Source organism: Streptomyces sp. NRRL B-3229 (assembly GCF_000719505.1).
Lineage (GTDB): Bacteria > Actinomycetota > Actinomycetes > Streptomycetales > Streptomycetaceae > Streptomyces > Streptomyces griseorubiginosus.
In genome coordinates, this window is sequence record NZ_JOGP01000013.1 from 227,814 (window position 1) to 252,319 (window position 24,506).

At 71.9% G+C, this 24,506-nt stretch carries 17 protein-coding genes; 9 read left to right on the top strand and 8 right to left on the bottom strand.

Annotation, left to right across the window (positions count from 1 at the left end; translation table 11 throughout):
- The first annotated feature begins 18 nt into the window (after positions 1 to 18).
- Together IF54_RS0123015 and IF54_RS0123020 are read left to right on the top strand one after the other, a co-directional pair.
- Positions 19 to 897: a hypothetical protein gene (locus IF54_RS0123015; RefSeq protein ID WP_030321660.1), complete on the top strand. Its 879-nt coding sequence runs from the start codon at positions 19 to 21 to the stop codon at positions 895 to 897.
- Positions 898 to 934: 37 nt separating this feature from the next.
- Positions 935 to 5,599, top strand: coding sequence for a hypothetical protein (locus IF54_RS0123020; RefSeq protein WP_030321663.1), 4,665 nt, complete (start codon positions 935 to 937; stop codon positions 5,597 to 5,599).
- 100 nt (positions 5,600 to 5,699) lie between these two features.
- On the opposite strand, the gene IF54_RS0123025 is transcribed toward IF54_RS0123020, so the two are convergent.
- Positions 5,700 to 6,239, bottom strand: coding sequence for a hypothetical protein (locus tag IF54_RS0123025; protein ID WP_030321666.1), 540 nt, complete (start codon positions 6,237 to 6,239; stop codon positions 5,700 to 5,702).
- A gap of 430 nt (positions 6,240 to 6,669) precedes the next feature.
- Between IF54_RS0123025 and IF54_RS0123030 the strand changes: the two genes are divergently transcribed.
- Genes IF54_RS0123030 through IF54_RS0123045 form a run of 4 tightly spaced genes read left to right on the top strand, consistent with a single transcriptional unit; the run spans position 6,670 to position 11,152 of the window.
- Positions 6,670 to 9,666 carry a nitrate- and nitrite sensing domain-containing protein gene (locus IF54_RS0123030; RefSeq protein ID WP_030321668.1) on the top strand — a complete coding sequence of 999 codons (2,997 nt, stop codon included), beginning with the start codon at positions 6,670 to 6,672 and terminating at the stop codon, positions 9,664 to 9,666.
- On the top strand, positions 9,663 to 10,085 hold the full coding sequence (locus IF54_RS0123035) for a roadblock/LC7 domain-containing protein (RefSeq protein WP_030321671.1): 423 nt from the start codon (positions 9,663 to 9,665) through the stop codon (positions 10,083 to 10,085). Before IF54_RS0123030 ends, IF54_RS0123035 begins: the two co-directional genes overlap by 4 nt.
- 9 nt (positions 10,086 to 10,094) lie before the next feature.
- Positions 10,095 to 10,490 carry a DUF742 domain-containing protein gene (locus IF54_RS0123040; protein ID WP_030321672.1) on the top strand — a complete coding sequence of 132 codons (396 nt, stop codon included), beginning with the start codon at positions 10,095 to 10,097 and terminating at the stop codon, positions 10,488 to 10,490.
- 59 nt (positions 10,491 to 10,549) lie between these two features.
- Positions 10,550 to 11,152, top strand: coding sequence for a GTP-binding protein (locus tag IF54_RS0123045; protein ID WP_030321673.1), 603 nt, complete (start codon positions 10,550 to 10,552; stop codon positions 11,150 to 11,152).
- A gap of 78 nt (positions 11,153 to 11,230) precedes the next feature.
- On the opposite strand, the gene glpK is transcribed toward IF54_RS0123045, so the two are convergent.
- From glpK to IF54_RS0123065, 4 genes are all read right to left on the bottom strand, one after another.
- Positions 11,231 to 12,742 (bottom strand): glycerol kinase GlpK, encoded by a 1,512-nt coding sequence (gene glpK, locus IF54_RS0123050; RefSeq protein WP_030321674.1) that lies wholly within the window; start codon positions 12,740 to 12,742, stop codon positions 11,231 to 11,233.
- 101 nt (positions 12,743 to 12,843) lie between these two features.
- The gene (locus IF54_RS0123055; protein WP_030321676.1) at positions 12,844 to 13,569 is read right to left on the bottom strand and encodes an MIP/aquaporin family protein; all 726 of its coding nucleotides are present in this window, start codon (positions 13,567 to 13,569) and stop codon (positions 12,844 to 12,846) included.
- 311 nt (positions 13,570 to 13,880) lie between these two features.
- Entirely contained in the window at positions 13,881 to 15,071 is a 1,191-nt protein-coding gene (locus IF54_RS0123060) for a lipid-transfer protein (protein WP_030321677.1), read from the bottom strand.
- On the bottom strand, positions 15,068 to 15,493 hold the full coding sequence (locus tag IF54_RS0123065) for a Zn-ribbon domain-containing OB-fold protein (RefSeq protein WP_030321679.1): 426 nt from the start codon (positions 15,491 to 15,493) through the stop codon (positions 15,068 to 15,070). The genes IF54_RS0123060 and IF54_RS0123065 overlap by 4 nt, the downstream gene beginning before the upstream one ends.
- Before the next feature lie 135 nt (positions 15,494 to 15,628).
- Here IF54_RS0123065 and IF54_RS0123070 point away from each other — a divergent pair, with 135 nt between their 5' ends.
- Positions 15,629 to 16,165: an NUDIX domain-containing protein gene (locus IF54_RS0123070; RefSeq protein WP_030321682.1), complete on the top strand. Its 537-nt coding sequence runs from the start codon at positions 15,629 to 15,631 to the stop codon at positions 16,163 to 16,165.
- A gap of 2 nt (positions 16,166 to 16,167) precedes the next feature.
- Here IF54_RS0123070 and IF54_RS0123075 read toward each other — a convergent pair whose 3' ends face one another.
- Positions 16,168 to 18,534: a glycoside hydrolase family 31 protein gene (locus IF54_RS0123075; RefSeq protein ID WP_030321684.1), complete on the bottom strand. Its 2,367-nt coding sequence runs from the start codon at positions 18,532 to 18,534 to the stop codon at positions 16,168 to 16,170.
- 214 nt (positions 18,535 to 18,748) lie between these two features.
- Between IF54_RS0123075 and IF54_RS0123080 the strand changes: the two genes are divergently transcribed.
- Together IF54_RS0123080 and IF54_RS0123085 are read left to right on the top strand one after the other, a co-directional pair.
- On the top strand, positions 18,749 to 20,716 hold the full coding sequence (locus IF54_RS0123080) for an acetoacetate--CoA ligase (RefSeq protein ID WP_030321686.1): 1,968 nt from the start codon (positions 18,749 to 18,751) through the stop codon (positions 20,714 to 20,716).
- 171 nt (positions 20,717 to 20,887) lie between these two features.
- Positions 20,888 to 21,781 carry a hypothetical protein gene (locus IF54_RS0123085; RefSeq protein WP_030321690.1) on the top strand — a complete coding sequence of 298 codons (894 nt, stop codon included), beginning with the start codon at positions 20,888 to 20,890 and terminating at the stop codon, positions 21,779 to 21,781.
- Positions 21,782 to 21,852: 71 nt separating this feature from the next.
- Here IF54_RS0123085 and ptsP read toward each other — a convergent pair whose 3' ends face one another.
- Positions 21,853 to 23,523, bottom strand: coding sequence for a phosphoenolpyruvate--protein phosphotransferase (gene ptsP / locus IF54_RS0123090; RefSeq protein WP_030321692.1), 1,671 nt, complete (start codon positions 23,521 to 23,523; stop codon positions 21,853 to 21,855).
- A 108-nt stretch (positions 23,524 to 23,631) separates the two neighbouring features.
- Positions 23,632 to 24,081: a PTS sugar transporter subunit IIA gene (locus tag IF54_RS0123095; RefSeq protein WP_030321694.1), complete on the bottom strand. Its 450-nt coding sequence runs from the start codon at positions 24,079 to 24,081 to the stop codon at positions 23,632 to 23,634.
- Positions 24,082 to 24,506 lie beyond the last annotated feature (425 nt).

Sequence of the window (24,506 nt, forward strand, 5' to 3'; positions counted from 1 at the left end):
CGACAAGGAGCCCCAGCCGTGAGTGAGCAAGTCGAGTGGAGCGACACGGAGGCCTCCCCGACCCCCTCGGTGCCCGCCGCCGTCACCCCGGCCGACGCCGCCGACGCCGCTCGGCTCGTCGCCTTCGGACTCCAGCCCAAACTCCAGCCCGCGCGGGACCAGGAGTACGCCGAGCTGCTGCGGCGCTACCGGGAGGACCCGCCGTTCGCCCGGCTCGCCGACGCCGTCGCCGCCGGACTCGGCCTGATCGTCCTCGAGGTGTCCCCGCGCGCGGGCATGGCCGTCACCGCCGCCGAGGACTCGGTGTTCGCCGTGCGGATGGGGGACTACGCGCGTCGTACGTCGGCCGACGGCGGCGACCGGTTCCTGCACGGGCTCGCCCATCTCGCCGTCGCCGCCATGGCGTTCCCGCGGCCCGAGGACCTCGCCGACGACGGATACATCGGGCGCGTCTCGGTCAACGGCGTCGACGCCTTCGTACGGCAGGCCTGCCGACGCCTCGAGGAGCGGGCCGAGGAGGCCGGCGAGAACACCGACCCGGCCACCGACGCCCCTGGCCTGGAGGCGGCCTGGCGGATCTGGGCCAGACGCAGCGCCGCCGGGGCGACCAAGGACGCCCGCCGCCTCGCCGGGTCCACCACCGGCATCGTGGGCAAGGCCGCCGCCTTCCTCACCGACTCCGGCTTCCTCCAGCGCACCGGGGACGACAACGGCGGTACCTACCGGACCACGGCTCGTTACCAGCTCCAGGTGCGGGACATGGCCGGCAGCGCCGCCATGGCCGAGCTCCTCGAACTGGGAGTCGTCCCGGTGACCGACGGCACTCCGACCCTGGTGCCCGCCGCGGACGACGACGCGGAGCTGGTGGCCGACGCCGGGCTGCCGTTCCACTCCTGAACCACCCCGACCTGCCGAAGACCTACGAGAGTCCGCCATGTACGAGCTGTCCCGGATCCGCCTCTACTCCATCGGTCCCGCCGGTGCGCGCTACGCCGACACCGTTCTGGACCTGCGCGGTGTCGGCGCCGAGGTGCCCGACCCCGCGCCCACCCAGGCGGAGTTCTTCGAGGAGGAGCCCGTCGGCCCGCCGCGCCGGCCCGCGCCCGCCGGGGTGCTCTTCCTGGAGAACGGCGGCGGCAAGTCCGTCCTGCTCAAGCTGATCTTCTCGGTGATGCTGCCCGGTCACCGCAACACCCTGGGCGGCGCCAGCTCCGGCGTGCTGCGCAAGTTCCTGCTGGCCGACGACTGCGGGCACGTGGCCCTGGAGTGGCAGCACACCCTCACCGGCGAATGCGTCGTCGTCGGCAAGGTCAGCGAGTGGCGGGGCCGTCAGATCTCCAACGACCCGCGGAAGTTCGCCGAGGCCTGGTACTCCTTCCGGCCGGGGCCCGGACTCTCGCTGGACAGCCTTCCGGTCGCCGAGTCCACCGGCGTACGGCCCCCCGCCGAGGGCCAGTCGGCCGCGCAGGGCCGTCGGCGCACCATGAAGGGCTTCCGGGACGCCATCACCGAGGCGGGCAAGGCGTATCCGCATCTGGAGGTGCACTGGGAGGAGATCCACGACCGCTGGATCGAGCACCTCGGCGACCTCGGTCTGGACCCCGAACTCTTCCGCTACCAGCGGGAGATGAACGCCGACGAGGGCGAGGCCGCCGGTCTCTTCGCGGTGAAGAAGGACTCCGACTTCACCGACCTGCTGCTGCGCGCGGTCACCGACACCCGCGACACCGACGGACTGGCCGACCTGGTCAGCGGGTTCGGCAACAAGCTGGGACGCCGCGCCGAACTGATCGCCGAACGCGACTTCACCGCCGGGTCGGTGGACCTGCTCGGCCGGATCGTCGAGGCCGCCGAGGCACGCTCACGCGCCCGTGACATCCACACCGGCGCCGAACGCCGTACGCGCACCCTGGCCCGGCGGCTGTCCGCGCGGGGCGTGCGGGAGCGGGTGCGGGCGGCCGATCTCGCCCAGCGGGTCACCGCCGCCGCGTACGCCGTCACCCACGCCGAGGGCGGCCGTGAGCGCAGCGCACTGGTCGCCGCCGAACTCGCCTACCGGCACGCCTCCCTGGCCCTCGCCGCCGCCGAGAAGTCGGCCGCGGCGCAGAAGCGCGAGCTCGCCGACGCGCGCACGCTGCACTCAGCCTGGCAGGCCGCCGAGGCCGTACTACGGCACCGCGCCGCCGCCGACCGGGTCGCGCGCGTCGCCGCCGCCATCCAGGAGGCCGAGCGGGACGCGGCCCCCGCCCTCGCCGCCCGCGCCAAGGCCGCCGTCGAGCTGGTACGCGCCCTGCACGCGGCCGCCGAGCGCGCCGAGACCCTCGCCAACGAGGAGGAGGAGCGGTCCGCCGCCCTCCAGGAGGTCGGTGAGACGGCCTACCGGGACTCCACCGCGGCCGCCACCGAGGCACAGCGGGCCCGCAGTGAGGTGGGGCACCTGCGCGAGCGGCTGAGCGAGGTCGAGCAGGAGACCGCCGAAGCGGTCCGCGCCGGTTGGCTCGACGACAGCGCCCCCGACGCCGACCCGGCGCGCGCGGCGCTCGCCGCCAGTGACGCCGAGAAGACGGCGGTGGCCGCCTGGGACACCGCCCGCGAGGCCTCCCGCCGGGCGAGCGAGCACGCGCGCGAGGCGGCCTCCGCGGAGTCCCGCGCGGAACTCACGGCAGCCCGCGCGGAGGACGCGGCCGCCGCGGCGGAGCGGTCCTACGAGGCCGAGCGCCGGCTCGCCGAGGGCCTGGCGGGGGAGGAGCGGCTCGCGGAGCTGCTGAGCCTGACCGGGGCACCCGGAGGCTCCGGGGCGGTCCCGGGGCCGCGCGCCGGGGCCGACGGCAAGAACGGCCCCGCGGAGAGTGCCGGTGCCGGTCCGCACCCCGACTCCACCGGCGGTCTCACGCCCGAGGAGCTCGACCGCTTCGCCGACGAACTGCGGGAACTGCTCGACGACTCGGTCTCCTCCGCCGAACGCCAGCTCTTCGAGCTGCGCACCGCCGCGGCCGACGACTCCCGGATCCTCGGCGCGCTCGGTGACGGCGGGCTGCTGCCGCCGGGCCCCGACGTGCTGGCCACGGTCGAGTTCCTCGGCGAGAACGGCATCCCCGCGCTGCCCGGGTGGCGCTATCTCGCCCAGGCCGTCGACCCCGCCGACCACGCACGCGTGCTCGCCGCGAGGCCGGAACTGGTCGACGGCGTGATCATCACCGACCCCGGCACGCACGCGCGTGCCCGCGAGGCGCTGAACGACGCCGCCCTCCTGCCGCGTTCGGCCGTCGCGGTCGGCACCGCCGCCGCACTCCTGGCGCCGACTCCGGCACCCGACTCCCAGAGCGGCGACGTCTTCCTCGTACCGCCGAACCCGGCCATGCACGACGAGCACGCCGCCGACGAGGAGCGCCAGGCGCTGCGCGCACGAGCCGGTGAGCGCGACGAGGAGATCCGGTCGCTCGCCGCCCGGCTCGGCAAGGACCGTGAACTGGCCGCCCGGCTCGCCTCCTGGCGCACCGGCTGCCCGGCCGGCCGGCTCGTCGAGCTGGCCCGAGCCGCCGAGGACACCCGCGCCTTCGCCGAGGAGGCGGAGGCCGAGCTGGCCGAGGCGCGCACCGTTCGGGCCGAGGCCGACGAAGCGGCGGCGGAGGCCGCGCAGACGCGCGACGAGCGGCAGGAGGCCGCCCAGAAGGCCCGGCGGGCCGCCGACGCCCTCGCCGGTCTCGCCTACCGGCTGCGCGAGCGGGCCGGCTGGCAGGTCAAGCTGCGGGAACTGGCCGACGAGGCCACCGAGTCGGAGGCCCGCGCCCAGACGTGTCTGGAGCGCGCCCGCGCCGCCGACGAGGACCGGCGCGGTGCCCAGCGGGCCGCCGACGACGCCCGCCGCACCGCCCGCGCGCTGCGCGCCGAGCGCGCCGAGATCGCCGGCGCCCCCGACGACGTGCCGGAGGACGCGACCGCCACGCCGCAGGCCTCGCTGCCTGCCCTGCGCGAGGCCTACCGGGCCGCCTCCCAGGTGTACGAGAAGGTCGGCGTGGGCGCCGACCTGCGGGCCGAGCAGGCCCGTGCGGAGAGCGACGAGAGCAGTGCGCTGGCCGAGTGGGACCGGCTGAGCAACAAGGTCCGCACGCGCGCGGAACAGCTGCTCCAGTCGACCGACGGTTCCGACGGGCCCTCCCGGCAGGCCGCCGCCGCACGCGCGGAGGAGCTGGTGCAGCTCCTCGAGACCCGGATGTCGACCGCGAGCGAGCAGCTCGGCCGGCTGCGCGGGGAGGCCGAGCGGCACGCGCCCGAGGACGGCGAGGCCCACACCGAGCTGCCGGAGGAGCTGGAGCCGCGCGACGCCGAGCACGCGCAGGCGCTGCTGCGCACGGCCACCTCCGAACTGGCCTCCCGCACCGAGGCGTTGGCGCAGGCCAGGGAGGCGCACGCGGAGCTGCTCGGCGCCCACCGGGCGGCCGAGGACGCGGCGAGCGGCTTCGACGAGATCGCCGCGATGCTCCGCGACCTGCTCCGTGAGCACGTTGTGGAGGACGAGCAGGAGGAGCCGGAGCCCTACCCCGGCAGCCCCGAGGAGGCCCGGCAGGCCGCGGCGGAGGCCCGCAGGTCGCTGCGCGGCTGCGCCGCCGACCTGTCCGCCGCCGAGTCCGCCGTGCGGGAGGCGAGCGATGTGCTCGTCCGGCACGCCAACTCCACGCGCTACGAGCAGGTCCGCACCCCCGCACGCCAGCAGATCCGTGAGCTGCCCGCCTCCGCGCTGCCCGAGCACGCGCAGAAGTGGGCGGACGCCTTCGCGCCCCGGCTCCGCGTGCTGACCGACGAGTTGGCGCAGCTGGAGCGCAACCGCGACTCGATCGTGGACCGGCTGCGCGGGCTCGTGGAGTCCGCCCTCGCCACGCTCAGGTCCGCCCAGCGGCTGTCCCGGCTGCCCGAGGGGCTCGGCGAGTGGTCCGGGCAGGAGTTCCTGCGGATCCGCTTCGAGGAGCCCGACCAGGCCACGCTGACCGAGCGGCTCGGCGAGGTCATCGACGAGGCGACCCGCGCCGCCGTGAAGAAGAACTCCGACCTGCGACGCGACGGCATGTCCCTGCTGCTGCGGGGAGTCGCGGCCGCGCTCCAGCCCAGGGGAGTGGCCGTCGAGATCCTCAAGCCGGACGCGGTGCTGCGCGCCGAGCGGGTGCCCGTGGGACAGATGGGAGACGTGTTCTCCGGAGGCCAGCTGCTCACCGCGGCCATCGCGCTGTACTGCACGATGGCGGCCCTGCGCTCCAACGACCGGGGCCGGGACAAGCACCGGCACGCCGGCACGCTGTTCCTGGACAACCCGATCGGCCGCGCCAACGCCACGTATCTGCTGGAGCTCCAGCGGGCCGTCTCCGACGCGCTCGGGGTCCAACTCCTCTACACCACGGGCCTGTTCGACACCACCGCGCTGGCCGAGTTCCCGCTGGTCATCCGGCTGCGGAACGACGCCGACCTCAGGGCCGGCCTGAAGTACATCAGCGTGGAGGAACACCTCCGCCCGGGGCTGCCGCAGCAACCCCAGGCGGGCGAGGCGGTGCACAGCGAGATCACGGCCACCCGGATGTTCAAGCGCCCGGCGCCCGCGACCTCGTAGGAAAGCACCGGCGGCCGCCGTGACTTCACGAGGAAGCACAAGCGGCCGCCGGTGACTCGGTACGACTCTCAGTAGCTCAGTAGCTCAGTAGCTCAGTGGCTCAGGAGTGGGACAGCCGCGCTTTGCTGCCGCCGTGCCGCCGTACACGCGCCTGTGTCCGCTCGGCGAGCCGCGCCTGCCGACGGGTCTTGCGCCGCTCGCGCCGCAGCGCGCGGGCCGTGCTGCTGGGGGTCGACACCACGCCGTTGCGCTGGTTCCACACCTGGCGGGTCACCCACACGTCCAGCGCGCTCCAGGTGGCCACCACCGTGCTGGCCACGCTGCTGATCACCATCGGCAACGCCAGCCATGAACCCGCCATGGTGCACAGGAAGGCCACCATCGCCTGGAGCAGGGTCACGGCGATGATGAGCCCCGCTCGCACCGCCGAGGTCCGCACCGGATCGGGCAGCCGGCGCCTGCGCGCGGGCTCCTCGACCCACAATGGCCGGTACGGCTCCTCCCGGACCGCGTTACGTACGCTTCGTGCGCCCGCCCTCGCCTGATTGTCGTGAACCGGCGCCCCGGAGCGCCCCGGTGGCCTCGAACGAGCCGTGTCCACGCCGCTCCGCGGCGCCTCCTGCCGTTCCGCCGTGCCCATCACCGTGTCACTCCCCACCGCCGGCAGTCCCCTCGTCCCGGTGTCCGTGGACCGGGCTTCAGATTGGCTGCCCGGCTTGCGCTGCTTTACGCCGCCCAGTTGCAGATGCGGCTCCTGTGGCCGAATCCACCGCCATTTCCCTAAGAGAAGGACGAACAAGACTCCTTCAAGATTCCCGCACAACGTCAAAGAAACGAAAAAATCAAGCCAACCACGAGACCGGGGTGGTCGGTTCCGGTCTGACGTGGACTGCCTGGTGACGGGAGGCAATCTCCCGCAATGGCCGGACAACTCCCCATGTCCGAACCGTGGAGCGGAAGTTCAGGTTCCGGACGGAGCTTCGAGTTACGCCTGCGTCGGTAGTAGGCTCGCGCCGTTTGTTGACGTACATGTGTACCCCCGGCGGATGGGGGTCGAGCTGGGGGAGGCCATGCGCTTTCGCGGGAAGTCGATCCGCCGGAAGATCGTGGCGCTGCTTCTCGTGCCGCTGGTGTCCCTGATCGCGGTGTGGGGCTTCGCCACGGTGCTGACGGGACGTGAGGTCGCCCAGCTCTTCCAGGTGTCGGCCGTCACGGAGAAGCTCGCCTATCCCATCGAGGACACCGTGCGGGTGCTCCAGCAGGAACGCCGCCAGTCGCTCGTCTACCTGGCCGACCCGCGCGCCTCGGACGCCCTGTCCGCGCTGCGCAACACGCGGAACGCCTCGGACGAGGCCATCGCCAAGTTCCGGAAGAACGCGCACGACCCCGACGTCCGCGACGGCCTGGACCAGGACGACGAAGAACGCCTCACCGCCGTCCAGGACGCCTTCGACGGCATCGACTCGCTGCGCCGCAGCGTCGAGGACCGTACCGTCACCCGCCTCACGGCGCTCGACCAGTACAACCGCCTCGTCGACCCGGCCTACGCCCTCCTCGCCACCCTCGACGGCGTCGACAGCGTCGAACTGGACAAGCAGGCACGGGCTCTGGTCAACATCACCCGCGCCCGTGAACTGCTCTCCCGCGAGGACGCCCTGCTCGGTTCCTCCCTGGTCGTGGGCAAGCTCAGCCACGACGAGATCCGTGACGTCTCCGACCTCGTCGCCCAGCGCACCCTGATGTACGACGTCAGCCTGGGCGTGCTGCCGTCGTCCGAGCGCGAGCGGTACGAGCGCTTCTGGAAGAACGCCGGCACGGCGCCCCTGCGCTCCGCCGAGCAGTCCGTCGCCGGCGCCGAGCCAGGCCCCTTCAGCAAGGTGAGCGCCAAGAGCTGGGACGCCGCCGCGGGCACCGCGCTCGACGAACTCGCCAAGCTCGACGACCAGGCGAGCGACCGCCTCCAGGACCGCGTCCAGCCGGAGGCGATCGGCGTCATCATCAAGGCCGCCGCGGTCGGCGTCCTCGGTCTGGTCGCGCTCCTCGCCTCGCTGATCCTCTCCGTACGGGTGGGCCGCGCCCTCATCCGCGACCTGCGGCAACTGCGCCTGGAGGCCCACGAGGCGTCCGGCGTACGCCTGCCCAGCGTGATGCGCCGCCTGTCCGTCGGCGAACAGGTCGACGTCGAGACCGAGGTCCCGCGCCTCGAGTACGACAAGAACGAGATGGGCGAGGTCGGCCAGGCCCTCAACACCCTCCAGCGCGCAGCCGTCGAAGCCGCCGTGAAACAGGCCGAGTTGCGCGCCGGTGTCTCCGAGGTGTTCGTCAACCTCGCCCGCCGCAGCCAGGTCCTGCTCCACAAGCAGCTCACCCTGCTCGACACCATGGAGCGCCGCACCGAGGACACCGACGAGCTCGCCGACCTGTTCCGCCTCGACCACCTGACCACCCGTATGCGCCGGCACGCCGAGGGTCTCGTGATCCTCTCCGGTGCCGCCCCCTCCCGGCAGTGGCGCAAACCCGTCCAGCTGATGGACGTCGTACGCGCCGCCGTCGCCGAGGTCGAGGACTACGAGCGCATCGAGGTCCGACGGCTGCCCAGGGTCGCCGTGACCGGACCGGCCGTCGCCGACCTCACCCACCTGGTGGCCGAACTCCTGGAGAACGCCACGGTGTTCTCCCCGCCGCACACCGCCGTCCAGGTCCTGGGCGAGCGGGTCGCCAACGGCTTCACCCTGGAGATCCACGACCGCGGACTCGGCATGGCCGCCGACGCGCTGCTGGACGCCAACCTCCGGCTCGCGGAGACACCGGAGTTCGAGCTCTCCGACACCGACCGCCTCGGCCTGTTCGTGGTCAGCCGGCTCGCGCAGCGGCAGAACGTCCGGGTCTCCCTCCAGCCTTCGCCGTACGGCGGCACGACGGCCGTGGTCTTCATCCCCGACGCGCTGCTGACCGACGACGTCCCGGACACCAACGGCATCGGCTTCCGGCTCGACCGCCCCGGGCCCTCGAAGGAGGCCGAACTGGAGGCGGCCCAGCGGGTCTCCCTCACCCGGGGGCCGGCCATGCCGCCCGCGATCCTGGACGGCCCGGTCGAACTGGAGGCTCCCGTCGACCTGGACGCCCTGACCGACTTCCCGGGGGTGCTCGACTCCGAGGACGAGCGCGGCGGACTGTTCCGGCCGCGCCGCTCCCTGGCCCAGGTGGACGACGACGGACTGGACACCGACGGGGCCGGTCTCGGCGACGGTCCGGACGACCTGGTGTCGCCGCCCCGCCGCCGTACCCCCAAACTGGTCAGCTCCCACGGCCGCCCGGTCACCGACGAGCGGCCGGGCCGCGAGGAGAAGGACGCGGCAGCCCCGATCGGCCCCGGCGACCCCCGCCCCCATACGGCGCCCTCGGCCACCGCGGACGCCTCGCGCTCGGAGCCTCCGACGCTGCCCAGCCGGCGCCGTGCCGCGGCGTTGCGCCGGGGCACGGGCGTGGCCGACCGTCTCGACGAGCTGACGCAGACGCCGACCTCCTCGGCGGCGCGGGGCCGTGACCTCGGCGGCCCGTCAGGATCCCCCGCACTGCCCCGACGCACCCGGCGCGCCGAGATCGCGTCGAGCGGGGGCGGGGCGGACGAGGGGGCGCTCGGAGGTACTGGGGCGGCCGGCGGTTCCGGGGCCACGGGGGCTTCCGGAGTCACCGGGTCGACCGGCATCGCTGGTTCCGCCGTCCCCGCGGGCGGCAGGCCCGGCGCGCCCGTGCTCGGCCCCGTCAGGTCGGTCCCCGGCGCCTCCGGGAGCGGCGACCCGCGTGAGCCGCAGGACTCCGGTCCCGGCGCCACCCCACTGCCCCGCCGCGTCCGGCAGGCCAACCTGGCCCCGCAGCTGAAGCAGGCACCCGACCGGCGCCCACGGAAGCAGGCGAAGCCCGCCGACCGGGACGCCGACGAGGTACGCAGCCGTATGGCCTCGCTCCAGCGCGGCTGGCAGCGCGGCCGCGAGGAGAACGCCGCGGGCGACGACACGTCAGGCGGCACAGCACCACAACGAACGACAAAGGGGGACGGTCGATGACCGCACCGAAGGCGACCGACAAGTCCGGCGAGCTGAACTGGCTCCTCGACGACCTGGTGGACCGTGTCGCAAGCATCCGCAAGGCCCTGGTGCTCTCCAGCGACGGCCTCCCCACCGGCGTGTCCCAGGACCTGACCCGCGAGGACAGCGAACACCTCGCCGCCGTGGCGTCGGGCTTCCACAGCCTGGCCAAGGGCGTGGGCCGGCACTTCGAGGCGGGCAACGTCCGCCAGACCGTGGTCGAGCTGGACGACGCCTTCCTGTTCGTGACGGCCGCCGGCGACGGCAGCTGCCTGGCCGTCCTCTCGGACGCCGACTCGGACGTGGGCCTCGTCGCGTACGAAATGACGCTCCTGGTCAAGCGGGTCGGTGTGCATCTCGGCGCCGCTCCGCGCACCGATCTGCCTCAGGGCGGGTAGTGAGATGGCATGAGCACAGACGGTCAGGGAAGAAGCCACTGGTTCGACGACGAGGCCGGACCGGTGGTCCGTCCGTACGCCATGACACGCGGCCGCACCACAAGTGCCGGCCAGCACCGTCTCGACCTCATCGCGGTCGTCGTCGCCGAACCCCACACGGACGATCCCGAAGGGGACCAGTCGCTGTCCCCCGAGCACGTGGACATCGTCGACCTGTGCCGGGACAACCCCCAGTCGGTCGCCGAGCTGTCCTCCGAACTCGACCTGCCCATCGGGGTCGTACGGGTCCTGATCGGTGACCTCGTCGCCTCCGAGTGGGTTCATGTGAACCGGCCGGTGCCGCCCGCCGAGCTCCCGGACGAAAGCATCCTGCGCGATGTGATCAACGGTCTCAGGGCCCTGTGACCGCGCACGCCTGACGTCGGCGCCGCCCCCAGCAAGCAGCAAGCAGGAGAAAGAGACCAATGATCTTCGGGCGTTCTGAGCGCGGAAAGCCCCCGGTCGAGCCCGTCACGCTCAAGATCCTGGTGGCCGGCGGCTTCGGCGTGGGCAAGACCACGCTCGTGGGCGCGGTCAGCGAGATCAGGCCGCTGCGCACCGAGGAACTGCTCACCGAGGCGGGCCGCCCGGTCGACGACACCAGCGGCGTGGAGGGCAAGCGCACCACCACCGTCGCCATGGACTTCGGGCGCATCACCCTGCGCGAGGACCTGGTGCTGTACCTGTTCGGCACGCCGGGACAGGAGCGGTTCTGGTTCATGTGGGACGAGCTCTCCGAGGGCGCCCTCGGGGCCGTGGTGCTCGCCGACACCCGCCGCCTGGAGGACTGCTTCGCCGCCATCGACTACTTCGAGCGGCGCTCCATCCCCTTCCTGGTCGGCGTCAACTGCTTCGAGGGAGCGGCCCGTTACCCGGAGGAGGACGTACGCCAGGCTCTCGACCTGGACGAGGACGTACCGATCGTGCTGTGCGACGCCCGGGACAGGCAGTCGGTCAAGGACGTCCTCGTGGGCGTCGTCCAGCACGCGATGGCGTACTCGGCACAGCGCCGGACCGTCACCACCTGAGAGCACCGGCGGGGGTGCGACCCGTACCCCCGCCGACAGGGGTACGGGCCGCGGCTTCACCGCACCACGCGCGCGTGGCTAGCTTTCGCCGTCCTCCTCCCAGCCGAAGCTCTTCTCCACGGCCTTGCGCCAGTTGCGGTACTGGCGGTCCCTCACGGACGACCCCATGTCCGGCGTCCACTCGACGTCCTTCTGCCAGTGGGACTTCAGCTCGTCCAGGTCGTTCCACACACCGGTGGCCAGCCCGGCCGCGTACGCGGCGCCCAGGCACGTGGTCTCGGAGACCTTCGGCCGGACCACCGGCACGTCCAGCACATCGGCCTGGTGCTGCATGAGCAGGTTGTTCTTGGTCATGCCGCCGTCGACCTTGAGAGTGGTGATCTGCACCCCGGAGTCCTGGTACATGGCGTCCACGACCTCACGGGTCTGCCAGCTCGTGGCCTCCAGCACCGCGCGGGCGAGGTGGGCCTTGGTGACGTACCGCGTCAGGCCCGTGACGACTCCGCGCGCGTCCGAGCGCCAGTAGGGCGCGAACAGCCCGGAGAAGGCGGGCACGATGTACGCGCCGCCATTGTCGTCGACACTCGCGGCGAGGGGTTCGATCTCGTCGGCGGTACGGATGATGCCGAGCTGGTCGCGGAACCACTGGACCAGAGCCCCGGTGATGGCGATCGACCCCTCCAGGCAGTACACCGGCGCCTCTTCGCCGATCTTGTAGCCCATGGTCGTCAGCAGCCCGTTCTTCGACGGCACCGGCCGGTTCCCCGTGTTGAGCAGCAGGAAGGAGCCCGTGCCGTAGGTGTTCTTCGCCGTGCCCACGTCGTAGCAGGCCTGTCCGAACACGGCGGCCTGCTGGTCGCCCAGCGCGGACGCCACGGGCACGCCCGCGAGTTGGCCGACCGCGGTGCCGTAGACCTCGGCGGAGGACCTGATCTCGGGGAGCACGGCCTCCGGCACGTTCATCGCGGACAGGATCGACTGGTCCCACTGGAGGGTCTCCAGGTTCATCAGCATGGTCCGCCCGGCGTTGGTCACATCGGTGACGTGCCGGCCGCCGTCCGTGCCGCCGGTGAGGTTCCAGATCAGCCAGGAGTCGATGGTGCCGAAGGCGATCTCGCCGTTCTCGGCCCGTGCGCGCAGCCCCGGCACGTTGTCGAGCAGCCAGGCCGCCTTCGGGCCGGAGAAGTAGGTGGCCAGCGGGAGTCCGGTCTGCTCGCGGAACCGGTCCTGACCGTCCGAGCCGCCCAGTTGGTTCGTGAGGGCCGCGGTGCGGGTGTCCTGCCAGACGATCGCGTTGTGCACGGGTTTGCCGGTGGCGCGGTCCCAAAGGACCGTCGTCTCGCGCTGGTTGGTGATGCCGAGCGCGCTGAGCTGCTCGGCGCGGAGGCCGGCCTTGGCGATCGCCCCGGCGACCACGGCCTGCACCTTGGACCAGATCTCGGTGGCGTCGTGCTCCACCCAGCCGGGCTTGGGGAAGATCTGGCGGTGCTCACGCTGGTCGACGGCCACGATCGCGCCGTCCTGGTTGAAGATGATGCAGCGGCTGGAGGTGGTGCCCTGGTCGATGGCGGCGACGAACTTGTCCGTCATGACGTCCCCTTCGTCGGTTTCCTGCTCAGAAGTGGGTTGCACAGGGGCTGCGTTGCGCAACGGGTGCGTTTCACGAGGGCTGTGTGCCGGGAGCCGTGCTCTCAGAAGGCCGCTTTGAAGACGAGTCCGGACAGCGCGCCGCCGATCAGCGGCCCCACCACCGGGATCCACGCGTAACCCCAGTCCGAGGTGCCCTTGTTGGGGATCGGCAGCAGGGTGTGGACGATGCGCGGGCCGAGGTCACGGGCCGGGTTGATGGCGTATCCGGTGGGCCCGCCGAGCGACAGACCGATGCCGACCACCAGGAACGAGACGACCAGGACCGCGGTACCCGACTCGCCGAGCCCCTTGGTGAGCCCGAAGGCCAGGACCGGCAGCACCAGACCGACGGTCGCGATGATCTCGGTGACGAGGTTCGCCACGGGATTGCGGATCGCGGGACCGGTGGAGAAGATCCCGAGCGTGGGCTGGGCGATCTCCTCGTCGGCGTTGGCCTGGAACTGCGCGTAGTAGACCAGCCAGCACAGGACCGCCCCGAGCATGGCACCCACCATCTGCCCGGCGATGTACACCGGCACCTGGTCCCAGTCCCCGGTGTCGACGGCGATCCCTATGGTCACCGCGGGGTTGAGGTGCCCGCCGGACAGCGGAGCGGCGGTGTACGCCCCCGCCAGCACGCCGAAGCCCCAGCCGAACGCGATGACGACCCAGCCGGCGTCCTTCGCCTTGGAGTAGTTGAGGACGACGGCGGCGACCACGCCGGCGCCGAAGAGGATCAGAATCGCCGTACCGATGACCTCACCGAGGAATACGTCTCCGTTGCTCATGGCGGCTCCTAGGCCTGGCCCGGGACGGTCTCGCCCCGGTCCACCTCCGTGCAGGGTTGCGGTTCCCTTGGCGAACTGCCGAGGGCAGGGAGGATTCCGCGCCCCGCCCGGCGTCCGCGACGAGCGTGCCGTCGAGGCCGAATCGCCCGTGGGGGTAAGGGCCTTGGTTCATGGGGCCCGCACGGCGTGATGCCTGGAACGCCGAGAATGTACGGCGATGTCGACCGACACCGGAAGTGTTCACCGGGCCCCGGGGGGCGTCAAGGTCGGCGACGGCAACGGTTGGGACGGGCGTGGGCGGCGTCTCCCGGTCACCTCACCGCCACGACCGCCGAACCATGACCGAACAGCCCTTGGTTCGCGGTGATCCCCACACGCGCGTGCTCCACCTGACGCGGCCCCGCGTCGCCCCGCAACTGCCAGGTGAGCTCGCACACCTGGGCGATGGCCTGGGCCGGGACCGCCTCGCCGAAGGAGGCGAGGCCGCCGCTCATGTTGACGGGTATGCGTCCGCCGGGCGCCGTCGCCCCCTCGCGCAGCAGCTTCGCGCCCTCACCCTCGCCGCACAGGCCGAGGTCCTCGTACCACTGCAACTCCAGTGCAGTGGAGAGGTCGTACACCTCGGCGAGCGACAGATCCTCCGGCCCGATCTCCGCCTCCTGGTAGGCCGCGTGCGCGATCGAGGCTCGGAACGTCCGCTCGGCCGGCTCGACCACCGCCGCGGAGTCGGTCGCGATGTCGGGCAGGTCCAGCACGGTGTTCGGATAGGTCGGCGTCACCGTCGACACCGCCCTGATCCGCACGGGCGCGGCCACCCCCCGCCGCCGCGCGAACTCCATGCTGGAGAGCACCAGTGCCGCCCCGCCGTCCGAGGTCGCGCAGATGTCCAGCAGGCGCAGCGGATCGGCCACCACGGCGGAGGCCGCGACCTCGTCCGCCGTGACCCGCTTCCGGTAGCGCGCGAGCGGATTCAGCGCGCCCATGGCGGAGTTCTTCACCTTGACCTCGGCGAAGTCCTCGGGAGTGTCGCCGTGCACGGCCATCCGCCGTCGCGCGTACAGCCCGAAGTACGTCGGGTTGGTCGCCCCGAGAACCCGGAACCGCAGCCAGTCCGGATCGTCCGGCCGATCACCGCCCGCGGGCCTGAAGAACCCCCTGGGAGCCGCGTCGGCACCCACCACGAGCACCACGTCGGCCAGCCCCGCGAGGATCTGCGCCCGCGCCGCGGCCACCGCCTGCGCCCCCGACGCGCACGCCGCGTACACACTGGTGACCCGGGCCCCCTGCCAGCCCAGCGCCTTCGCGAAGGTCGCCCCCGCCACATGGCCCGGATAACCGCCCCGCACGGTGTCCGCGCCGACGACCGAGCCGATCTCCCGCCACTCCAGACCCGCGTCGGCCAGCGCCGCACGGGCCGCCGCCACGCCGTACTCGACGAAGGAGCGCCCCCACTTGCCCCACGGGTGCATGCCCGCGCCGAGCACCGCCACCTCTGCCGTCATGCCGCCACCCCCGTCGGCCGCCACCGCCATGTCGTGAACACCGTCTCCCCGTCCTCGTGCAGGACTCCAGGGACGACCTCCACCTCCGCACCCACCGTCAGATCGGCGACGGTAACCCCTGGAACGGCCTGCCCCAGCACCACGATCCGCTCGGCGGCCAGCTCCACAGCGATCAACGTGCAGGGCTCCCACGGAAGTTCCGGATCGGTCACATAGGGTGACGGCGGCCGGTACCGGCTGTCCGTGTACGACCAGATACGTCCGCGTCGCGAAAGGGGAATCTCCGCCAGATCGCCACCGTCGCATCCCGGGTTGCGGCAATGCCCGTCCTCGCGCGGGAAGAAGACCGAGGCGCAGGCGGAGCAACGGGTGCCCAGAAGCGTGAAGTCGGCTCCGTCACCGGTGAACCAGCCGGTGACCACTGGTGTACGCGTGCGTGGCAACGTCCCTCCCCGGACCAGATCTGACGGATCGTCAGAAGTGTTGCACGGACCACCGCGAAGAGGCAGAGGGCCCGGCGGAATCGAAGCCACCGGTGATCGGATACAGTCCGCCGCGTGTCCGAAACTCAGCACTCCATCCCCAACTCCGCTCCCGGTTCCCACTGTTCGAGCTGCGGAGCGCCCTACGGAGAGGGCGTCGCGGGCTGGCCCCGCACCTGTCCCGTCTGCGCCGCCGTGGCCTACCGCAACCCCTTGCCGGTCGCCGTCGCGCTCCAGCCCGTATACGACACTCAGGGCACCGCCCTGGTCGTCATCACCCGGACCGTCGAGCCCGCGCGCGGAGGCATCGCCCTGCCCGGCGGCTTCGTCGACGACCGCGAGGACTGGCGGCACGCCCTGGTCCGCGAACTCAGGGAAGAGACCGGCATCGAGGCGGCCGGCCGCGACGTACGGCTCGTCGACGCACTGAGCTCGCAGGACGGCCACCTGCTCCTGTTCGGGGTGCTGCCGGAGCGCCCCGCCGACGGCCTCCCGCTGTCCACCGCCACGAACGAGACAGAGGGCTGGCACCTGCTGCGCAGGCCCGAGGAACTCGCGTTCCCCCTGCACACCGTGGCCGTCCGGGCCTGGTTCGAGGGCCGCTACGTCTGAGCTCAGCGCGCCGGGAGCCCCCGCAGCCGCACCGGGAGGGACGGCTCGCTCACGCCGTCCTCGCCCTCCCGCTGGACGACCACCTTCCGGCCCTGCCAGCGGGTGACGTAGCGGTCGATCTCCGGTTCCTCCCACCCGTCGCCCGCGTCCACCACGACCAGGCCGCCCCCGCTCCGTCCCCGGGCGGGGGCCCACACCTCCAGTTCCAGACCCCCGTCCGCGCCCCGTACCGGTATGACGGCACCCGCGCGCGCGAGCACCGGGATCCGCGACAGCGGGGCCTCGACCAGCACCTGGCCCGGCCCCTCGTACGCCTGCTCCGTCACCGTGTCGTACCAGCGCCCGCGCGGCAGCTGGACCGCCCGCCGGTCGCCGCCCGGATCGAGGACCGGGGCCACCAGCAGGCTGTCGCCCAGCAGGAAGGCGTCCTCGCAGTCCCGCAGGACACGGTCCTCGGGCGCGGACCACCACAAGGGCCGTACATAAGGCGCCCCGGTACGGCGCGCCAACTGCGCCAGCGTCATGAAGTACGGCAGCAGCCGCCGGCGCTCAACGAGCGCCACGCGCGCGTGCTCCAGCACCTCGGCCCCGAACTCCCACGGTTCCCTGCGCCCCGCCCGCAGGCTCGCGTGCGTACGGAACAGCGGCATATAGGCGCCCAGCTGGAACCAGCGCAGATACAGCTCGGGCGACGGTCTCCCGTCGAAGCCGCCCACGTCGGGTCCCGAGTACGGCACTCCGCACAGCCCGAGCCCCATCACCAGCGACAGCGAGGCCCGCAGGCCCGGCCAGCCGGTGGCCACGTCGCCGGACCACGTACCGCCGTAGCGCTGCATGCCGGCCCAACCGGAGCGCGAGAACAGGAAGGGCCGCTCGGCGGGCACCAGCGCGCGCAGCCCCTCGTAACCGGCCCGGGCCATGCACAGCGCGTAGACGTTGTGGGCCTCCCGGTGGTCGCCGCCCCGGCCCTCCAGGGCGTGCCGGGCCGAGCGCGGCAGAGTCGACTCCCCGAAGGCGTTCAACGACGTGGGCTCGTTCATGTCGTGCCAGAAGCCCGCGAAGCCGGCCGCCAGCCGCTCCTGGTAGAGACGGCCCCACCACTCACGCACACGCGCGTGCGTGAAGTCCGGATAGACCGCCTCCCCGGACCGCACGACCCCCTCCACCAGCCGTCCGGACGCGTCCTTCACGAAGGCGTCCTCGGCCGTCCCGCCGTCGAACACCGGGTTGCCCGGCGCGGCCTTGACCGCGGGACCGACGATCGACACCAGCCGGATCCCGTCCCGCAGCAGTTCCCCGGCCAGTTGCGGCAGCTTGGGGAAGCGATCCTGGTCGACCGTGAACACCTCGTGCTCGTCCAGGTGGTCGATGTCCAGATGCACGGCGTCGAGCGGCAGATCGCGTTCCTGGTACCCGGCGACGATCCGCCGCACCTCCTGCTCGCTGCCGAAGCCCCAACGGGCGTGGTGATGACCGAGCGCCCACGACGGCGGCAGGGCGGGCGCACCCGTGAGAGAGGCCCACGCGAGCAGCACGCGCGCAGGGGTGCCCACCATCACCCAGCAGCGCAGCGGACCGCCGTCCATCCGCAGCTCCGACGCCCCCACCCTGTCGTGCCCGGACCCCGCGCCCTCCTCGCCCTCCCGGAGGGTCACGGTGCCGTCCCAGGACGTGTCGTGGAACACGAGATGGGTGCTGACGTCGGCGACCACCAGCTGCACCGGCATCGTGACGTACAGCGGATCGTCACCCGGCCCGTAAGGCCGGCCCGGGGCGGTGTTCCACAGCCGGTACGTGCCGTCCCGCAGCCGCGGCCCCGACGCCCGGCCCCCGAGCCCGAAGAACCGCGCGTCGGCGGCCACCTCGGACCGCTGCATCCAGCGCGCCGTGCCGCCCTCCACCGGCTCCCACCACCGGGGCGGCAGATCCCGGCGCACGGTCACCCCACCTGGCGTACGCACCTCGACCGCGCCGTGCCGCGACACCACGACCGTCGCCCGCTCGGACACCACCCGCCAGCCGTCGTCCTTGTCCGGCTCGAGAACCGCCCGCGGATCTGGCTCCGGACAGCGGCCCGCCAGCGCGTACGACGGCTCGGGCCCGGCCCCGTCCCAGCCCCAGAAGACCGCCCCGTTCACCGCCACCATGATCCGCAGCTCGGACCGGGTGAATTGGACGACGCCCCCGCCTGGCCCCGGCTCGGCGCTCCGCACCGGACCCGGCACCCGCGCCCGCTCGGCCCCGCGCGCGGGCAGCCCGGCAGCGTCGGTACGCCTCCTGCGCCAAGCGGCCCGTACGGTACGCAACCCCTGGGGCGCCCCCGCCGAGCCGACCGCCTTCACCGAGCGCACCAGGTCACGACCGTTCATGCTGCTCACCCTGCCACTCACTGACCCGCACGCGTGTGCCGTTCAACTTCCGTTCACCCGTGCCGGGACCACATCTTCACGACACGGACTATGTGGGCCGCACCCTGGCGTTGAAGTTGATCACATGGCATCGTCCCTGTCAGCCGCGTCACGCGCACACCCCTGGCCCGTGCGCGGAGGACGCACACGACGCGCAGAGTCCGGGAGCAGCCCCATGTCGACCGTGAACCCCCAGCCGCTCTGGCAGCCAGATCCGCAGCGCATCGCCCGGTCCCAGGTCACCAGGTTCCAGGCCTGGGCCGCCGAGCACCACGGCGCCCCCGCCGACGGCGGCTACCCGGCCCTGCACCGCTGGTCCGTGGACGAGCTGGAGACGTTCTGGAAGGCCGTCACCCAGTGGTTCGACGTCAGGTTCTCGACCCCGTGCACGCGCGTGCTGGGCGACCGCTCGATGCCCGGCGCCGAGTGGTTCCCCGGCGCCACCCTCAACTACGCCGAGCACGCCCTGCGGGCAGCCGACACCCGCGCGGACGAACCGGCCCTGCTGTACGTCGACGAGACCCATGAGCCGCAACCCGTGACCTGGTCCGAGCTGCGGCGCCAGGTCGCCTCCCTGGCGGCCGAGCTGCGAACCCTCGGCGTACGGCCGGGAGACCGCGTCAGCGGCTACCTCCCGAACATCCCGGAAGCCGTCGTCGCCCTCCTCGCCACGGCCGCCGTGGGCGCCGTCTGGACCTCCTGCGCCCCCGACTTCGGCGCCCGCAGCGTCCTGGACCGCTTCCAGCAGGTCGAACCGGTGATCCTGTTCGCCGTCGACGGCTACCGCTACGGCGGCAAGGAGCACGACCGCCGCGAGACCGTCGCCGACATCCGCCGCGAACTGCCCTCCCTGCGCGCCGTCGTCCACATCCCGCTCCTCGGCACCGCGGCCCCCGAAGGCGCCCTGGAGTGGTCTGCCCTCACGAGCACGGACACCGACCCGGTCTTCGAACAGGTGCCGTTCGCCCACCCCCTGTGGGTCCTGTACTCCTCCGGCACCACCGGACTGCCCAAGGCCATCGTCCAGTCCCAGGGCGGCATCCTCGTCGAACACCTCAAACAGCTCGGCCTGCACTGCGACCTCGGCCCCGAGGACCGTTTCTTCTGGTACACCTCCACAGGCTGGATGATGTGGAACTTCCTCGTCTCCGGTCTCCTCACGGGTACGACCGTCGTCCTCTACGACGGCAGCCCCGGCTACCCCGACACCGGCGCCCAGTGGCGGGTCGCGGAACGCACGGGAGCCACCCTCTACGGCACCTCGGCCGCCTACGTCATGGCCTGCCGCAAGGCCGACGTGCACCCGGGACGCGACTTCGACCTCTCCAAGGTGCAGTGCGTGGCCACCACCGGCTCACCGCTCCCGCCCGACGGTTTCCGCTGGCTGCACGACGAGGTCCGCGAGGACCTGTGGATCGCCTCCGTCAGCGGCGGAACGGACGTGTGCTCCTGCTTCGCCGGCGCCGTCCCGACCCTGCCGGTGTACATCGGCGAGCTCCAGGCACCCGGCCTCGGCACCGACCTCCAGTCCTGGGACCCGAACGGCGAACCCCTCCTCGACGAGGTCGGCGAACTCGTCGTCACCAACCCCATGCCCTCGATGCCGATCCACTTCTGGAACGACCCCGACGGCAGCCGGTACCACGACAGTTACTTCGACACCTACCCCGGTGTGTGGCGTCACGGCGACTGGATCACCGTCACCTCGCGCGGTTCGGTCGTCATCCACGGCCGCTCCGACTCGACGCTCAACCGGCAGGGCGTCCGCATGGGCTCGGCCGACATCTACGAAGCCGTGGAGCGACTCCCCGAGATCAAGGAATCGCTGGTCATCGGCATCGAACAGCCCGACGGCGGCTACTGGATGCCGCTCTTCGTGCATCTCGCCCCCGGAGCCGCCCTGGACCCGGCCCTCCTGGACCGCATCAAGCAGACCATCCGCGAGAACCTCTCACCCCGCCACATCCCCGATGAGGTCATCGAGGTGCCCGGCATCCCGCACACCCTCACCGGCAAACGCATCGAGGTCCCGGTCAAGCGGCTGCTCCAGGGCACCCCCCTGGAGAAGGCGGTCAACGCGGGCTCCATCGACAACCTCGACCTGCTCCACTTCTACGAGGACCTGGCCCGCAAGCGCGCCTGACCCCGCGGGACCCCCTACGCCCCGGCGAGTGCGAGGCCGGCTTCCCACGGCCGCCGCCACTCACGGTCACGGCGGCCATCGCCACCGGCCCGGCAGACCCGGGCCGGACGCCGTTGTCAGTGCCGCCGATTACTGTGAGTGAGCATTGATCGACTGTGCACAGGGGGAAAAATGGCGCACACCGACCACCAGACCATGCGACGCGTCCTGCGCCGCGAAATCGCCGGCACCATCGGCCTGCTCACCGACGAACACGACTTCCGCGCCATGCGGCGCTACCGCAGCTTCACCTTCGACGACCACACGACCTACCTGAAACAGGTGGAAGACCTCCTGCGGGCCCGCGCCTCACAGGGCAGCCACACCACCGTCGCCCTCTTCGACCCGCAGGAATACGCCGAGTTCTGCGCGGAGACGGGCCTGAACCCGGACATCCCGTCGAGCCGCACACGCTTCACGGCGGAACTCGCCACCACCGGCCCGACAGTGCCCTACGAGGGCCAACCCCTGACCCAACTGGTGCCTGCCCTCGTCGACGAGGCCGTACGCCAGGCCACCTGGGAGTACGCGACCACACTCCTCGCGCGCCTCGGCAACTGCGCCTCCTGCGGGGAGGACATCGGCCGCGCCGCATTCACCCGCGCCTCCCACCTTCTCGTCCGGATCCTCGACACCGCCCAGCCAGGCGAACACCACCTCGTGTGCAGCGTCACCGGTACCCCGGAGGCCCTCGTCTCCGTCCTTCACTCCGACGAGAACAGCGACGGATCCGTCCAACTCGACGAAGCAGAAGCCCTCGAATTCACCACGGTCCTGGCCCTCGGCATCGCCACCCAGAGCCCCGGCGGACTGGTCATGCGCACCTGCGCGCCGGGAACCACCGACCGCGTCTACGGCTGGCGCCTGCGCGGTGACGGCCTCGAACCCCTCACCGCCGGAGAGGTCTTCAACGCCTACTGCACCGACATCGAGTCCGGCGACCTGATCTCCCCGGAATCCGATGTCGACTACTGCGTTCCGCCCGACCTCGGCCCGGAAGGACCGACACCTCACCACAGCCACTGAACAGGAGGAGGGCGCCCCACCCGCAGGTGGAGCGCCCTCCCAGAGCCGTCGGCAGGACCGACTTCGTCCCGCTACTCGCCGGACAGCACCGCCTGAGCTGCCTCCCGCGCCTCCTCGGCGCTGTCGGCAGCCCGGGCGGCCGCGGCCGCCCGCTCGCACTGCGCCAGGGTGTACTTCGCCAGCGTCGCCCGGACGTAAGGAAGGGACGCGGCACCCATGGAAAGGGAAGTGACCCCGAGACCGGTCAGCACACACGCGAGCAGCGGGTCCGACGCGGCCTCGCCGCAGACGCCACAGCTCTTGCCCTCGGCCTTCGCACCCTCCGCGGACAGCGCGACCAGATCGAGCAGGGCCGGTTGCCACGGGTCCTGGAGCCGGGACACCGCACCCACCTGGCGGTCGGCGGCGAAGGTGTACTGCGCCAGGTCATTGGTCCCCAGCGACAGGAACTCGACCTCCTGGAGAATCGACCGCGCCCGCAGCGCGGCCGAGGGAATCTCCACCATCGCGCCGAACTTCGCCCGGAGCCCCGCCTCCCGGCAGGCATCGGCGAACGCCTTGGCGTCGGCCCGGTCAGCCACCATCGGAGCCATGACCTCGAGGTAGACCGGGAGGCCCTCGGCGGCCTTCGCCAGCGCCGTCAGCTGGGTGCGCAGCACCTCGGGGTGGTCGAGCAGCGTCCGCAGCCCACGCACACCCAGAGCCGGGTTCGGCTCGTCGGACGGCGTCAGGAAGTCCAGCGGCTTGTCCGCACCCGCGTCCAGCACCCGAACGACGACCCGCCCCTCCGGGAAGGCCTCCAGGACCTGCCGGTAGGCCTCGACCTGCTTCTCCTCGGTCGGCGCGTTCTTGCTGTCGTCCAGGAAGAGGAACTCGGTACGGAAGAGGCCCACGCCCTCGGCCCCGGCCTCGACCGCGGCAGGTACGTCCGCCGGCCCACCGACGTTGGCGAGCAGCGGCACCTTGTGGCCGTCGGCGGTGGCACCGGGCCCGGTGGAGGCGGCGAGCGCGGCCTTCCGCTCGGCGGCAGCGGCCTCCAGCTCGGCCTTCTTCTCGTCGCTCGGGTTCACGAAGATGTCGCCGGTACTGCCGTCGACGGCGATGACCGTGCCCTCCGCGAGCTCACCGGCACCCGGCAGCGCCACGACGGCCGGCACACCGAGGGCCCTCGCCAGAATCGCACTGTGACTGGTCGGCCCGCCCTCCTCGGTGACGAAGCCCAGCACGAGCGTCGGGTCCAGCAGAGCGGTGTCGGCGGGCGCGAGATCCCGCGCCACCAGGACGTACGGCTCGTCACTGTCAGGTACACCCGGCATGGGCACCCCGAGCAGACGAGCGACGATACGGTTCCGCACGTCGTCGAGGTCCGCCACCCGACCGGCGAGGTACTCACCGGCAGCGGCCAGCAGCTCGCGGTACGCGGCGAACGCGTCGTACACGGCACGCTCGGCCGTGCTGCCGACGGCGATACGCCGGTTCACATCAGCGATCAGCTCGGGGTCCTGGGCCATCATGGCCTGCGCCTCGAGCACCGCCTGGGCCTCGCCACCCGCCAGGTTGCCGCGCGCCATCAGATCCGCCGCCACAGCCTCCACGGCCTGGCGGGCACGCCCCTGCTCGCGCTCCGCGTCCTCAGCCGCTATCTGCTTGGCAGGCGGCTCCAGCACCGCCGTTCCCATATGCCGAACCTCGCCGATCGCCACACCGTGGCTCACGCCGACGCCTCGCAGCGTTGTCTCCATCTCACCCGTCTCCGATAGTGCGGCGGGTCCCGCCGCCGCGATGGTTGTCGTGCCTGTTCGCCGTCCTACGACGGCATGGACGTCACTGCCGGACGCCACTTGCAGACGTCACTTCCAGAGGAAGAGGCTGTCGCCGGCTTTCACGTCGCCGTTGTCACGGAGCTCGGAGAGGGCTTCGGTCGTGGCCTCCAGCGCCACTACAGGGCACACCGCCGACTTGCCTGCGGCCTCGACGGCTGCCGGGTTCCAGCGCACGACGGCCTGCCCGCGGGTGACGGTGTCACCCTTGTTCACCAGCAGCTCGAAGCCCTCGCCGTTGAGCTGCACGGTGTCGATGCCGAGGTGTACGAGCACGCCGTGTCCCGTTTCGTCGACGACGACGAACGCGTGCGGGTGGAGAGAAACGATCACGCCGTCCACGGGTGCGACGGCCTCGGACGGTTCACGTACGGGGTCGATCGCCGTGCCCGGGCCGACCATGGCCCCGGAGAAGACCGGATCCGGCACTGCGGCCAGTCCGATGGCGCGTCCTGCAAGAGGGGACGTCACGGTGGTCATGGGAAGCCTCCCAGGGGTGGAGCTGCGTGTACGGGCCGTCACTGCATGTCTCGGACGGCTCTGTCCAGCAGCGTATGTCAGATGAAGTGAGGGTTCCGCACGGAAGATACCGGCTGGTGGTCTAGACCACCAGCCCGGGAGATTTGCATGGCCTTCGAGGCCCCGTGTACAGTCGTACTCCTGCTTGGGGCTGAGTGACGCAAACACGCGTCCGTGCCTGGCAGCAACCAAACTTGTCAGACCCTATCTCGATCAACTTCTGCGTGCCCGCAGGACGGTGGTCAGAGAGTCGGAAAAACACTGATAGAGTTTGAAACACCGAAGGGAAGCCCGGAGGAAAGCCCGAGAGGGTGAGTACAAAGGAAGCGTCCGTTCCTTGAGAACTCAACAGCGTGCCAAAAATCAACGCCAGATATGTTGATACC